The organism is Streptomyces gobitricini (assembly GCF_039532985.1).
GTDB classification, from domain to species: Bacteria; Actinomycetota; Actinomycetes; order Streptomycetales; family Streptomycetaceae; genus Streptomyces; species Streptomyces gobitricini.
The window spans coordinates 1-14,188 of the sequence record NZ_BAAASR010000022.1; the positions used below are offsets into that span (position 1 = coordinate 1).

9 protein-coding genes and 1 pseudogene are annotated in these 14,188 nt (G+C 67.8%); 7 read left to right on the forward strand and 3 right to left on the reverse strand.

The window, feature by feature from the left end:
• Nucleotides 1–889: 889 nt before the first annotated feature.
• Nucleotides 890–1,363 (forward strand): annotated as a pseudogene (locus tag ABD347_RS20540) (DEAD/DEAH box helicase family protein); the annotation flags it as partial.
• Between the two features lie 850 nt (nucleotides 1,364–2,213).
• On the forward strand, nucleotides 2,214–4,853 hold the full coding sequence (locus ABD347_RS20545) for a DEAD/DEAH box helicase (protein ID WP_344363453.1): 2,640 nt from the start codon (nucleotides 2,214–2,216) through the stop codon (nucleotides 4,851–4,853).
• A 145-nt stretch (nucleotides 4,854–4,998) separates the two neighbouring features.
• Here the strand turns inward: ABD347_RS20545 and ABD347_RS20550 are convergent, their stop codons facing one another.
• The 3 genes from ABD347_RS20550 to ABD347_RS20560 form a co-directional block, all read right to left on the reverse strand.
• Nucleotides 4,999–5,877 carry a Shedu anti-phage system protein SduA domain-containing protein gene (locus ABD347_RS20550; protein WP_344363455.1) on the reverse strand — a complete coding sequence of 293 codons (879 nt, stop codon included), beginning with the start codon at nucleotides 5,875–5,877 and terminating at the stop codon, nucleotides 4,999–5,001.
• A gap of 441 nt (nucleotides 5,878–6,318) precedes the next feature.
• Nucleotides 6,319–7,740, reverse strand: coding sequence for a hypothetical protein (locus ABD347_RS20555; protein ID WP_344363457.1), 1,422 nt, complete (start codon nucleotides 7,738–7,740; stop codon nucleotides 6,319–6,321).
• Nucleotides 7,737–8,159 carry a hypothetical protein gene (locus tag ABD347_RS20560; protein ID WP_344363460.1) on the reverse strand — a complete coding sequence of 141 codons (423 nt, stop codon included), beginning with the start codon at nucleotides 8,157–8,159 and terminating at the stop codon, nucleotides 7,737–7,739. The genes ABD347_RS20555 and ABD347_RS20560 overlap by 4 nt, the downstream gene beginning before the upstream one ends.
• Nucleotides 8,160–8,536: 377 nt before the next feature.
• Between ABD347_RS20560 and ABD347_RS20565 the strand changes: the two genes are divergently transcribed.
• From ABD347_RS20565 to ABD347_RS20585, 5 genes are all read left to right on the forward strand, one after another.
• Nucleotides 8,537–9,790, forward strand: coding sequence for a DNA-binding protein (locus ABD347_RS20565; protein ID WP_344363462.1), 1,254 nt, complete (start codon nucleotides 8,537–8,539; stop codon nucleotides 9,788–9,790).
• The gene (locus ABD347_RS20570) at nucleotides 9,745–9,930 is read left to right on the forward strand and encodes a hypothetical protein (protein ID WP_344363464.1); all 186 of its coding nucleotides are present in this window, start codon (nucleotides 9,745–9,747) and stop codon (nucleotides 9,928–9,930) included. The genes ABD347_RS20565 and ABD347_RS20570 overlap by 46 nt, the downstream gene beginning before the upstream one ends.
• A gap of 200 nt (nucleotides 9,931–10,130) precedes the next feature.
• Nucleotides 10,131–10,940: a TnsA-like heteromeric transposase endonuclease subunit gene (locus ABD347_RS20575; protein ID WP_344363526.1), complete on the forward strand. Its 810-nt coding sequence runs from the start codon at nucleotides 10,131–10,133 to the stop codon at nucleotides 10,938–10,940.
• Nucleotides 10,937–13,069 (forward strand): Mu transposase C-terminal domain-containing protein, encoded by a 2,133-nt coding sequence (locus tag ABD347_RS20580; protein ID WP_344363466.1) that lies wholly within the window; start codon nucleotides 10,937–10,939, stop codon nucleotides 13,067–13,069. Before ABD347_RS20575 ends, ABD347_RS20580 begins: the two co-directional genes overlap by 4 nt.
• A gap of 113 nt (nucleotides 13,070–13,182) precedes the next feature.
• A complete protein-coding gene (locus ABD347_RS20585) occupies nucleotides 13,183–14,169 on the forward strand; it encodes a TniB family NTP-binding protein (RefSeq protein WP_344363468.1) in 987 nt (328 codons plus the stop codon).
• Nucleotides 14,170–14,188: the final 19 nt, after the last annotated feature.

Genomic DNA, 14,188 nt, shown 5'->3' on the forward strand with positions numbered 1-14,188 from the left:
CCCGCGGAGCGGGTACCACATCGCTGCGCGATGTGCAAGCGAACCCCCGCGCTGCGCGCGGGTGTTGCGCTCCCGCTCCGCGGGAGCGCTGGCGGGGGGCTGCGCCGCCCGCTCACCCCCGCCTGCTGCGCAGGCGGGGGTGACGGTCCGTCCGCTGCGCTCCCGGACCGGGCGGGGCGTTGCCCCGCTTCCCGGGCTTCCGCTGCGCTCCATCCCGGGTCGGCTCGTCCGCTTCGCTCCCTCGCCTCAACGCCCCTTTCGGCTGCGCCTTCAGGGGTGCTGGGCCCGCTGACGCGGGCCGGTCTGGCAGCAAGGGTGGGGTGTCGCTCGTTCGTGTCGGGTTCTAGTGTGCGCGTGCATCAGGTTGATGCAGCATGTACCGTTGGCGGAAACACAGGACACCCGCCAACGATCCTGGCCGGGTGTTTTCTTACCAGGAGGGTGGTGGCAGGTCGGGGCGGCATACCTCGCAAGCGCCGAGCCTGGCCTGGACGTCGCTGCGTGGGACGGACTCGATGTCGTGGACATCGTGGCCTTTCCAACGGGCATACCGTTGGCCGTCCTTGAGGCCTTCGCAGTTTGGTGTGCGGTGGTAAACGCTGCCGCCCTTCGTGATGTACACCCTTCGGGGGAGGTTTGATTGTGCTGAACGGCAATGGTCGCACTGGGAGGATGGAAGGAACATGACCTCGCAGAAGTCGTTAGCCATGACCAAAATTCTAATGTGCTGCTCCTCTCGTGACCATGTTCTTTTTGGTCAAGGAAGGTCGTGAACCGATGTTGCACCGAGTCCTCTGACTGGGTGACAGGTGGAGAGGCAGGCTTTCAGAGTAGATTCTGCTCGCCTCTGTAATAATTATCTTTGAACTCAGGAAATAGGAGACATTGAATGCCGGTGATCCAACTCCGGGAACACCAGGTAGACCAGAAAGCGCGTTTCCGTAAGTGGGTGGGATTCCCTGCTAGGTCGTCCGTGCCCCGCAGGATGCCCGGGGCACGATCGTGTCAGCGACCGGATCGGGAAAGACGATCACGGCAGCCGCGTGCGCGCTGGAGTCGTTCGCGGACGGCCGGATCCTCGTCACTGTTCCGACTCTGGACCTGCTGGCGCACCGCCCGGGCGTGGCGCCTGGTGGGCCACCGGGCCCCGATGGTGGCGGTGTGCTCCCTGGAGAACGACCCGGTGCTGAACAAGCTGGGGGTGCGCACCACTACCAATCCGATCCAGCTCGCGCTGTGGGCCGGATCCGGGCCGGTCGTCGTGTTCGCTACGTACGCCTCTCTCGTGGACCGGGAGGACCCGGAGGACCCGACGGGTCGGCGGAAGGTTCGCGGGCCGCTGGGGGCTGCTCTGGTGGACGGGTGTGGAGCGCCTTCCTCCTTGCGGCAGTCCTCTGGAGGGAACCATGGCTTGTTAAAAGAGACGGTCTGTGACGGGCACCAGCCGCTTCGGCATGGTGTCCACGTACCTTTCGCCCGGCTTCGTGGGGGCGACCGCTGGTCCGTCCAGGGCGACGCCGGCCACGGGCTGGCCTCGGGTGGCACCGTGCGCGTCCAGGCCGGCCCTACGGCGAACAACAGGTGCGGTATCTCGCCCGGCGGACTGTCACTGTGTCATTGGCAGCGAGAATGCGGCGGGTGAAGTCAGGCGGCTGCGTGGCCCGCTACGGGCCATCTGCGACCTGCAGCCCTTCAAGGGCCGCAGGGAGAGGAGAAGAGGGGGCTGGTGTCGGAGAGGTCCGGGGTTCGGTATGAGGACTGCTCAATCTATGTCGATGCGCAGGACAGCTCGACGGTCATCACCTGGCTCGGTGAACGGCTCGGTCGAGGTGAGGGGCATCAAGCCCTGAGCGTGGGGCCGCTGTGGGTGGACGGCGTATCCAACGACTACGTCACGGGCGGGAAGGCGCATCCTTTCGTCTTCCTTGAGTGGTCGACCGTGCTGGAGTGTGAAGCACCTGCAGGAGCGGAGCCCGGTGGGGTGGTGGCCGCGGTCACGGAGGTGCTGGAGACGCTGTGGTGCGGGGGGTGGAAGGCGATGGCGGCATGTGACTTCGAGGACGAACTGCCGGCTCGCGGTGGGCGCGAGCACTACCCCTTACCGTCCCCCTCTGAGGGTCTGCCGCAGGCAAGAACGGGCAGTTGGCGACGCCTGCTGGTACGGAGTGGGAAAAGAAAAGGAAATCTGTGTGATTCAGCTCCGAGAACACCAAATGGACCAGAAATCAGCCTTCCGGAAATGGGCAGGATTCCCTGCAAGATCATTTGTGCCCCCTCAGGGAGCCCGGGCCACAGGGGTGTCCGCGACAGGCTCCGGGAAGACGATCACGGCCGCTGCGAGCGCTCTGGAATGCTTCCCCGAGGGCCGGATCCTCGTCATGGTTCCCACTCTGGACCTGATCGTGCAGAGCGCCCAGTCCTGGCGGCGGGTCGGCCACCGTTCTTTGATGGTGGCGGTCTGCTCGGTGGACAAGGACGAGGTCCTCGAACAGCTCGAAGTGCGCACCACCACCAACCCGATCCAGCTCGCCCTGTGGGCCGGGACCGGGCCGGTGGTCGTGTTCGCCACGTACGCCTCCCTCGTGGACCGCGAGGACCCCGCCGACGTCACTGGTCGCCGGACAGTCCCTGGGCCGTTGGAATCGGCTCTGGCGGGCGGGGAGCGGCTGTACGGGCAGCGGATGGCTCCGTTTGACCTGGCCATTCTGGACGAGGGGCACATGACGGCCGGAGACATGGGGCGGCCGTGGGCGGCGATCCACGACAACAGCCGGATCCCTGTCGACTTCCGGCTCTACCTGACCGCCACCCCGCGCATCCTCGCCGCGCCCCGGCCGCAGCGCGGGCGGGACGGCCGGGAGCTGGTCATCGCGTCGATGGAGGACGACTCCAGCACCTACGGCACCAGGATTTTTGATCTTGGGCTGGCGGAGGCGGTAGAACGCTCGATCCTCGCCGGTTTCGAGATCGACGTGCTCGAGATCCGCGACCCCGACCCGATCCTCGGCCTGTCCGAGGACGCGCTGCGCGGCCGGCGCACGGCTCTCCTCCAGGCCGCACTGCTGGAGCACGCGGCGCAGCAGAATCTGCACACCACCATGGTCTTCCACCAGCGGGTCGAAGAAGCCGCGGCGTTCGCCGAACAGATGCCGCGCACAGCCGCCGAGCTGTACACCGCTGAGACCTCCGCGGCGGCGCTGGCCGAGGCGGAGGAGCTGCCCGCGTCGTCGATCGACGCTGAGCTGTACGAGCTGGAGGAGGGCCGACACGTGCCTCCGGACCGGGTATGGGCGGACTGGCTGTGCGGGGACCATCCCATCGCGCATCGGCGTGAAGTGATCCAGCGGTTCGCCAACGGCATCAACGCCCAGAACCGGCACGTACACCGGGCGTTCCTGTCCTCCGTACGGGCCCTCGGGGTCGGGGTCGACATCACCGGACTACGCGGAGTCGAGGCCGTGTGCATCGTCGGCTCCCGCAGCTCCCAGGTCGACATCGTCCAGAACATCGGACGCGCACTGCGCCCCAACCCCGACGGCACGACCAAGACCGCCCGGATCATCATCCCCGTCTTCCTCCAGCCCGGGGAGGACCCGAAGGACATGGTCGCCTCCGCCAGCTACCAGCCCCTGGTCGACATCCTCCAAGCCCTGCGCTCACACTCCGAACGCATGGTCGACCAGCTCGCTTCCCGCGCCCTGACCCGCGGCGCCGAACGGCGGCGCATCCACGTCCGCTCCTCCCCCACGACCGCGGCCGGCCTGGAGAACGGGGACATGCCCGCGGAGACCAGCCAGGCGCAGCAGGAGGTCGACCGCGTCACCTCCATCGTGGTCAACTTCGCCTCCCCCCGCGACGCCGCCGACATCGCCGCCCTCACCCGCTGCCGCGTCATCCGCCCCCAGTCCCTCGTCTGGCTCGAGGGCTACCAAGCCCTGATCCGCTGGCGTTCCGAGAACGGCATCACCGGCCTGTACGCCGTCCCCTATGACGTCGAGACCGAGGTCGGCACGACGAAGGGCTATCCCCTGGGCCGGTGGGTCCACCAGCAGCGCCGCGCGCACCGCGCAGGCGAACTCGACCCCCACCGCAAAGAACTCCTCGACGACGCCGGGATGATCTGGGAGCCCGGCGACGAAGCATGGGAGAACAGACTTGCCGCGTTCCGCTCCTATCGGCGCGCGCACGGGCACCTGGCACCCCGGCAAGACGCGGTGTGGGGCGAGGGCGAGGCGATGGTGCCCATCGGGCAGCACCTGGCCAATCTCAGGCGCAAAGGCGCGAAGAACGGCCTGGGCAAAGACCCGGAGCGAGCAGCGGTGCGTGCCGCGCAGTTGGCGGAGATCGACCCGGACTGGGACTGCCCCTGGCCGCTGGACTGGCAGCGGCACTATAAGGTGCTCGCGGACCTGGTCGACGCTGACGGTGTGCTGCCCGACATCCAGCCCGGCGTGCTCTTCGAGGGTGACGACATCGGACGATGGCTCCAGCAGCAGCGCAAGCCAAGCACCTGGGCGCAGCTCTCCGCAGAACAACAGGAACGGCTCACCACGCTCGGCATCAAGCCCCTTGAGGCACCGTCTCCCGCCCCTGCGGCTCCTCGTACGGCGAAGGGACCGAGCAAGGCGCAGGCGGCGTTCCAGCGAGGCCTGGCGGCCCTCGCACAGTGGGTCGAACGGGAAGGCCAACGGCCTGTACCGCGCGGCCACACCGAACAGATCACGGTCGACGGCGAAACCGAGCCGGTAGCCGTCAGGCTGGGCGTATGGGTATCGAACACCAAATCGAGGAAAGACAGGCTGGCCGCCGAACAGCTCGCCGCGCTACGGGAGCTGGGCGTGCAGTGGGCGTGACACCGGTCCTCGGCAGGCAAGGGGTTGTAGGGGCATCATCGCCTTGCCGCTGGGGCGTTCGGGAGGATGTCAGACCGGCCTGGTACGCAGCCAAGTCAGAAAAGGTCACCGCCCGGTCCAATGACGTCCACGCGCCATGGGAGAGCTATGCAGTCAACCCATTCGGCTGGTCCTCGGCGGTATCATCGATAGCGGTGACGTGACTTAGAAGTGTGTGGCATTGGGAAAGGAGCTGGTCATAGGTCATGACTGTGATCCCGTGCATTCTGCTGTTCAGCCCGTGTAGAGCACGCAGCTGAGCCTCCTCCCAATTGTGCGACCGCCCGATGATGACGACGGCACGCGGGTGGTAGGCGACAATTTCGGGCCGCGCAGGTCGCAGACCGAACTCCGCAGCACGATGCAAGGTATCGAGGTAGCGGTGGCACTGCCCGATCGCCTTCGCAGTATGCGATGACCAGTACCAGTTCTGGTGAGTGTCGTCGTACAGGATAACGTCCTTATCGGGGCGCTTCAGCTCGTACACGTCACGCAACCCGCTGGCGGTGGACTTCATAAGGAGATCGACGTGGTCCCCGATTCCGATGACTCGTTGGTCGTCGCGGGCAACGTAGGCGTTACCGAAGGCCCAGGAGTGGCGCTCACACCAGTCCTGGTAGACGTCCTCTCGATTACGCCCTTCTGCGAGGTGCTCTTGCAGTTCAGTGACGGCGGATCTCAGCTCGCCGATCCTGACGGCAGCTGAAAATGCTTTGGCCAAGGTCTCCGGGCTCACCTGCTGCGCGAGTTGGGCAGCGAATCGACGGTTTTCCAGGGCGCTACCGATAGCATCGACGGCGTCATCGGAAGCGTCCAGTTGCGCCCCGAACCCATCCGTTCTGAGCACCAGGTACTGACCATCATCGTCTTGCTCAGATACGGATAGGGCCTGGGCGATGTGGCTCTTGAGTATGTGCAGGTCCTCTGACTTGAGCGTCATCTCACATTGCTCGCCTGTCCGCTTGTCGGTGCGGACAAGCTTCATAGACAGCTCAGTCGATGAGTTCCTGTGTGGGATGAAGAAGGGGATTGCCTCAATCAATACATACGACGTGTCCCTGACTGCTAGTCGACTTCCGTACGAGAGTGCTCCCGACGCGGCAGGGCGCCGATCGAAGAAAGTAGGCTCATCTCCATCCATACCGGCATGTTGGGCCACTGCATCACTCTCTGTCCCAACTTTCCTGAAAGTGGATCGTTTGTTCGATCGCGCTTGCGGCATCCCGAAGACGGGGTTAACTTCACGGACGCAACCGACGGCCTCACCGACCGCAACCTGGGCACGCTCTGTTTCCGGGCGTAGCAACACAGTCTGGGGTGTGGTGTTCTCGCGCGGTGCTCGCGGCCAGCTTCGTGACGGGGTGACGGGGTGGTCACCTGCAATGCGGCCAGTGCCCACCTTCTACTGGCTGGTCGGGCACGAACCTTATATGTCGTCGAAGCTGGGCTGACTCCATGGCTGGTCGGGAGGCGGCCCTTGAGCACCGAGGAGCTGGGTGATCTTCTCGGCTTCGTCGTTTGAGAGCTCGGAGAGCAGCCGTGTCGTCGTACCGAGGAGGGCGTCCAGTGGTACCTGGGTACGTGCGCCGCGGGCGCTGGCGATTCCGGAGCCGAACATGCATTGGAGAGTCTCGCCGGAGGGGATGCGGGCTTCGGCTTCGATGACTCCCTCGGCCTGTCCCAGTGCGTCGCTGATGCCGTCGAGTTGGGTGTCGTGGGAGATGTCGTCGCCGGGGCCGCCGTAGCCGACGTGGCGGTCCGTTACGACCATGCGGAGAGAGGTCAGCGGGATGCCGAAGCGGTCGGCCCTGTTCCTCACTTCGTCGAGGCGGGGCAGATCGTGTTCCTGGCCGGACGGGAGCTGGCGCTGGGACTGGGCGACCAGTACATGGAAGCGCGGGGTCTGCAGGATCAGCTGGCCGGCCTTCACTGCCCAGCGCCACGGGCTGATGTCCGCGTCTGCCACGCCGGGCACGATCATGCAGACGCGGCTGGTCCAGAGCCGGATCGCCTCATGCATGAGGTATTGAAGATTGCCGGTGCCTGCAGCCGGGGTGCGCAGCAAGATGGGGAGGCTGATCATGCGGACGACCCGGTTCCAGAACGCGGTGTCGGTGATGTCCTCGGATTCCAGCAGGTACATCAGGGCCGTCTCGTCGAGATGGCCGACGCCTCGCTGAGGTGCGGGGAAGTTGGCGAGCGTGGATCCGCCGCCCTGCCAGAGCGCGGCGAGGAAGGCTGACATCCGGTCGGCGACGTCGGTGGTCATCCGTGCGGTGAGGGCGTCGACGGCATCGCGGGTGGGAACGCGTTCTCCCGCACGGGCGGCTTCCGCCCCTTGGACGACTGTGTTCAGGAATGCTTCGGTCGCCGGTTTGTCGAGGGTGCCGCGGCCGCCTTCGAGGACGGAACGGGACACCAGATGGGGGATGCCGGGAGAGTCGTCGGCCGGCTGGAGTGCGCCGAGCGCGGAAGCGTCGAGGAGGAGCGCGGTGCTGCTGCCGGGTAGTGGGGGGAGATCTCCTTGTTGCCGGGTGGAGGACAGTTGACCGAGGGCGAGAAGCACCGGCCGGTCCGCGCGGGGAAGGCGCTGCAGGTCGTCCTCGAGTTCGCGCTGATCCGATGTGGTGCGCAGGTAGATGAACCGGCGGGGTGTGCGGGGTCTGCCGGGCCATTCCAGGACCATGTCGGGGACGTGGGTGTGGTTGAAGAACTCGGTCTTGGTGACGGTGGCGCCGGGGTCCATGCGGCGTAGGTGCCGAGCGACGATGTCCTTGATCCGGGTGAACATCATCCGGTCGTCGGGCTCGTCCATGGCCTGGGAGATCGACTGTTCGACGATGTTCACCACGAGCCCTCTCTGCGGGTGAGTTCGGCGGCGACGATGGCTGCCCAGTCCTTGAGCGGCAGGAGAGTTTCCTGCTTGTCCGAGAGGACGATCAGCCACAGGCGTGCGGCGACCGACTGGGCGAGTTCGCTGTCCAGGAGTTTGCGGGCTTCCTGGGTGTCGCTGGTGCCGAAAACGCGGCTGCTGTGCTGAAGGACTGCGGTCTCGACCTGGCCGGGTGAGTTGAGGGTGGACCAGGAGTTCGCCCGGAACGGTGCCCAGGTGATCCACATGAAGTGATCGCTGAGATGGTGCTGGGCCTGGGCGGCCACGTAGCACTTGGCGAGGAACTCGTCGAACTGCGTTCCCTGGTCGCTCGGCTGCGCGTAGTTCTTGACCTCTGCGCAGAACATGTCGTTCTGGTAGGGATCACCGCGCATGGCTCCCCCCAGATCGAAGGAGAAGGTCCGGCCTCCGTGCGGCCATTTCAGAGTCAGCCGACGGCCGCAGGACTCCGAGTCCGTGTTCGCGTACGCACCGAAGATGCGCATCGTGCCCTCGAGCCACTGCTTGGCTCTTCGAGCCCCCGAGAAGCCCTTCACTTGAGCGTCTTCACCAACCACCACAGGCGTAGCTTAGTGCGATCGGATGATCACGGTGTGCTCGAACGGGCTATTTCTCCCGCCACACTGAGAGGGGTTGGCTTCAGGAAGGGGCAGCTGCGGCCTTGGGAAGGGCAGCCGACGACGGCCGGGAGGCCGGAAGGAACTACTGCGAAAACGCCCTCCCTGATCGGCAAACACGAGACCGTGGCGGAGTGATCCTTCCTCCCGGCCTCCTGCGGACCGCTCCCCTGCACGGAGAGACGACCTCGTCGCTGATCTGCCGCATCGCGAGCCGCTACGGGATGGAAGCGAAGGTGTTGCGGGCGTGGTGGAAGTGGCGCAACTATCCGCCCGGGCACGAGGGCGGGGGTGCGCGGGCCGATGCCGAGGTCCTGCTGAACGCCGCCGGGCGGCAGCTCCTGGCAGGTTTGTGCGGCGTGGAGGAGGACGTGCTGGCGCGGGCGTTGCCGTCCTGGGCAAAAGGGGACGCCAACCTGCGCGCTGATGCTGGTGGTCCGGTGGGGGTGTGGCGAGTCGGTGGTGTGGTGGCCGGTCCGGTGGGGTTCGGTTGCCGGCTGTGCACGGCCCGGCGTACGGGGGCGGCCGTGCGGGTGGTGCGGTATGCGCCCCGGTGGGAGCGGGTGTGCGTGCGGCATGGGCGGTGGCTGCTGGACGCGGACGCCAATCAGCCGCTGGAGCACCTCGATCTGCGGAGCTTGCCGGAGGTGGTGGCGGCGCAGCGGCGGTGGGCCCGAGTGGCGCAGCGCGCTGTGCGGGCCGGAGCGGAGCCGGAGCGCGTGTTCGGGCTGGCTCAGGCGGTGGTGGCCCGGTGGTGGGAGCAGGCTTACGGCTGGGAGCGGGAGAAGATCTGGCCGCGGCGCCTGCATCAGGTCGCGGGCGGTGATGCCGGTGATGATTTGGAGCGGTGGCGGATCGTGGGGCGGGACGCGGTCGTCTTCCCGGAGGTGGTGGCGGTGGCCGACGCGCTGCTGGATCCGGCCATGGTCGAGCTGGTGTGGGCCGACAGCGGTGCCGGGCAGCCGCGGGTGCTGCCCGCCGACAAGTTGTTCTGCCGCCGGCTCGGTGAGCGGCTGGAGCGGGAATGGCTGGGGCCGCTGGCGGCGACGGACCACGGCGGGCCGCTCATCGCGTGGATGGGCAGCGTCATCCGTCTTCGCCGCGGCGCCGGCGGGCCGCCCGGATACGCGGATGATCCGTGGTGGCTGCGCCAGGAACACCAGAGCGCGACCATGGCCGGACAGCTGAGAGTGCTGGGCAAGGAGAAGAAGGCGCCCGGCTCGGGCAGGATGTGGCGGGCGTCGGTGCCGCCCGAACAGCGGGCCCAGATCAGAAGCCTCGTCGACGGCGCTCAGGAGCAGCTATCCAGCTGCGCGGGGCGCAAACCGGTTCGAGTGCGGACGTGTCCCAGCATCTCCTGCGCATCCTCAGTCACAGCGCCGCCCTGATCGACAAGGCCCTGCAGCACACTGTTGTGGCGGCCGTGAATGCCGGGGTGCCGCCGCAGGATGTGGCCCAGTGGGCGAAGCTGCCCCCCGGTCCTTTGGCCGACGCGCTCAAGGCGTACCAGGACGCGGGCGACGGATAGGTGCTGGCTCGTCGGGAAATGGGCGGCCCGCGCCAGGTCTTTTGGGCGCGCTGGCGTGTGGCCCGCTGCTACCGCATCACGTGGCGCCACGTGATCGAAATACGCAAATGGCTCCGGCGGGAAGCCGGGCCGGTTTGGCTAAGCGGGTGAGCGGCAAAAATGCGGCGGTCAGGCCTGGCGGCAGGCCAGGACCGGTGGACGTGAACATCAGGGCCGGGTTCGAAGCAGTCTTCCTCGACCCCATCGGGCAGGCAGTGCAACAGCGGTGGGCGGATGCCGCTCTCGCGGTCGCGTTCGAAAACCTTGATCCGGTGTCGGCGTTCCCGGTGGTCCCGGGACGACGGTGGGGGCCGGGTCTGTGGTGGTCGGCCATGACCAGGCGGCACGTGGCGGCCGGATCGAACGCGATGCGTATCCAGCTGATGGTCCTGGACCGGGCCCCGGACGTGACGGGTCTGGCGGGGCGGCCGGTGCGGCTGCTGTGGCGCAACTCCCGTGGGCTGGTGCGGTCCTGGGTGCCGCAGCTCTTCGCCCGGCACCGCGACGGCACTGCCCTGCTGGCCGACTGTCCCAGCCGCCCCGATGCCGGCGGTGAACGCGCCCTGGCTGCCGCCGAAGCGGTGGGCGCGGCGTGTGAGGAGATTGGCTGGGGCTACCGGCGCCTGGCGCCGCTGGACGAGGTGCCGGCAGCGAATCTGAAATGGCTGGCCGGCTACCGACACCCGCGGCATCGGGGAAGAACGGGGCTGCTGGAGGCGGTGGTGGACGAATTCGAGCGGCCGCGGCCGCTCGTTGAGGGGGTGGCAGCGGTCGGTGATCCGATCGAGGTGCTGCCCGTCGCATTCCACGCCCTGTGGGCGGGACTGCTGGTGGCGGCGATCGATGTGCCGCTGCACGAACGCGTCCTGGTCCAGGCCCCTGCGTCCGGGGGCGGACTCGGATTGTTGGGCGCAGGGAACAGCAGCAGAGACGGCCTCAGGGCTGGTGCGGGCATCCGGGAGGCTGGGTGAGCGGGGTGCGGCGCCGTCGGCCGGTGGTGGAGGTCGGGGCGCAGGTCCGTTTCGGCGGGGTGCGGTGGCAGGTCGTGGCCCTTTCCCGGCAGGGCTTCCACCTGGTCGATGAGGGTGGCGCGGACCAGGTGGTGCTCGCCGGGCACCTGTTCGCCGACCCGGGCTTCGCGATCCTGGGTGCGGAGCCAGTGCAGGCGGTGCCGCAGTGGGGGCTGTTCGAGACCGCCCCTGTGGCGGCGCGGGAGAAAGCGATGGCCTGGCTGCGGCACATCAGGGAGGTCGAGTGCGGCTTGCCTGGCGGACCGGACAGCGGCGGGGTGATGCGGGCCGAGTATGACCCGCAGAGGTGGACGCTGGCCGAGCGCGAACGCGCCAAAGCCGCTGAGCTGACGGCTCTGGGCTTTGGGCGGGTGTCGGACAGGACGGTGCAGAAGATGCGGCTGGCGTACCGCAAACAGGGGCTGTGGGGGCTGGTGGACCACCGTTCCACACGGGGGCGGAGCGGTGGCGGACGCCAGGACGAGCGGGTCGTGGCCGCGGTCAGGGAAGTACTGCGCGGGCAGCGGGGGCGCTCCAAGGGCACCGTGAAGGGGCTGATGCCCCTGGTCGCACGGCTCCTGGACGACCGGTACAAGGGTGCCGTGGGGATGCCGTCGCGGGCCACGTTCTACCGCCTCGTCCATGAGATCGCCCACCCGGCGGACCATCCGGCCACCCGGGTACGGACGGTGCCGGTCACCGACGACGGACGCGGATTTACCCCGACTGTGGCATTGCGGCCCGGGGAGCAGGTACAGATCGACACCACCCGCCTGGATGTCCTCGCACGGTTCGACGACGGCAGCGTGGGCCGGCCGGAACTGACGATCGCTGTAGATGTCGCCTCGAGGGCGATCCTGGCGGGGGTGCTGTGCCCGGCCGGAACGCAGGCGGTTGACGCCGCTCTGCTGCTGGCGGAGATGGCGGTGCCGCATCCGGCGCGGCCGGCCTGGGCCGATGCCCTGCGCTTCACACACAGCGCGGTCCTGCCGGCCGAGCGTCTGCTTTCTTTGGACGAACGTCTTCGCGGGGCAGCCGCCCGGCCGGTGGTGGTGCCCGAGACCGTGGTGGTGGACCGGGGGAAGGTGTTCCTGTCGAAGGCGTTCACGGGTGCCTGCGAAGCACTCGGGATCAGCGTGCAGGCCGCCCCGCCGTTCGCCCCTACAGCCAAAGGCATCGTGGAGCGGACCTTCGGGTCGATCAACACCCTGTTCTGCCAGCACCTGCCCGGCTACACCGGCTCCGACGTCACCCGCCGCGGCAAGGACGCGGCACGCGACGCCTGTTACAGCGTCGCCGAGCTGCAGGAGTTGCTGGATGAGTGGGTCATGCACTATCACCACCGCCCTCACCAGGGCCTGCGGCATCCCAGGCTGCCGAAGATCGCGCTGTCCCCGAACCAGATGTGGGCGGCCCTGGTCGCGGTCGCCGGATACGTGCCCGTGCCGCTGACCGGCAATGACTACCTGGAGCTGCTGCCTGTGCGGTGGCAGGCCATCACTGAGCTGGGCATCCGCCTGCACCACCGCACCTACGACCACGACCTGCTCGGCCCGCACCGCGGGCAGCCCTCCACCGTGGCAGGCCGCGGCGGGAAATGGGAGATCCACTACAACCCCCACGATGTCCGCCAAGTCTGGATCCGCCTGCCCGACGGCCAGCTCACCGAGATCCCGTGGATCCACCGGGACCACACCCACCAGCCATTCAACGACCGCATCTGGCAATACCTGCGCACCATCACCGGTCAGCGGGCCGGCCAGGACGCCGAACAGGCCGAAGCCGCTCTCGCCGAGGCCCTCGACGCTCTGATGCGCCGTGCCCGGGCAGGACAGGCCACCGCCCAGGAGCAGCACCTCCTCAACCGCACGACCACCGTCCGCACTCCCCCACCCCGCCGCTCCGAGAGCCGGTACCAGGCATTCCAACCGCAGCCGGGGGCCACGTGTGCGGGAGAGGACAGCCTCGACGGCCTCGACCAAGGCCAGCAAACAGAAGGCCTCGCGCAGGACGAGACGGTGGAGGGCCCGGCGGCGCCGGTGACCGGGTACGGGCTCTACGACGCCGAGGAAGAAGCTCTCAAGTGGTGACCGGCCCCCGCCCGGGAGCAGGAAGCAATCCTTTCACAGCGCACGGCAAGGACGCCCGAGCAGGGCTCGGTATCGCCCCAGACGGCGACGGGCCAACTGGCGCGGCATGGCCGGTGACGACCTGGCAGGGCTGGCAACACTTCGCCACCACCCCTCCCCCACAACCACCCGCGCCCGGAGACCCAGAACGAAGCACAGAAGAACGCCTCGCCTACCACTCCGCATTCGTCACGGTACGGACCCCGGCCATCGACACCCTCACCACGAACGTGCGCACGCTGATGATCCTGGGACAGCACCAGCAGACCACCGCACGGCCATCGTTGATCGTCACCGGGCCGGCAGCGGCCGGAAAGACCACCGCCCTCCTGCATACCGGACGCACCTGCCACCTCGCCCACACCCGACAGCACCCGCCATCGGACCGCAGCGTGCACGCATCGGTGCCCGTGGCGTATGTGCTGGTCCCGCCCGCAGCAAGTGCGAAAGCCCTCGCGACCGAGTTCGCCCGCTACCTCGGCATTCCCGTGACCGGCCGGATGACGCAGGCCCAGATCACCGACGCCGTCTGCCACACCTACAACCAAACCGGCGTGCGCCTGATCCTCATCGACGAGATCCACCGGCTCAACCCCCGCACCACCACCGGCGCGGAAACCGCCGATCTCCTCAAAGACCTCACCGAACGCATCCGAGCGACCTTCGTATACGCGGGCATCGATGTCACCACCACCGCCCTGTTCTCCGGGGTACGCGGAGCACAACTCGCCGGGCGAGCCTCCCTGGTGGAATGCGGAGCATTCCCCGCACGCCTCGGGAAACACGAACCCTTCCGCGAGCTCATCACGGGCGTGGAAGCAGCACTCGATCTACGGGCACACCAGCCGGGCACGCTCCCCCGCCACGCCGCCTACCTCCACCAGCGGACCGCAGGACGCATCGGGAGCCTGACCCGCCTCATCCGCCAAGCAGCCATCACCGCCATCATCGACGGCACCGAACGCATCACCAAAACCAGCCTCGAAGCGATCCGCTTGGACCACCTCGCCGAGACCCACCACCGCCCCACCCCGAACCGGCCCACCACACCCCACCGGTAACCCCCAAGCCGTCCGACGA

Excerpts from the sequence above, each read along its gene's own strand:
- ABD347_RS20545 (WP_344363453.1), top strand. The coding sequence starts at position 2,214 with ATGGACCAGAAATCAGCCTTCCGGAAATGGGCAGGATTCCCTGCAAGA.
- ABD347_RS20560 (WP_344363460.1), bottom strand. The coding sequence starts at position 8,159 with ATGCGCGGTGATCCCTACCAGAACGACATGTTCTGCGCAGAGGTCAAG.
- ABD347_RS20550 (WP_344363455.1), bottom strand. The coding sequence starts at position 5,877 with ATGAAGCTTGTCCGCACCGACAAGCGGACAGGCGAGCAATGTGAGATG.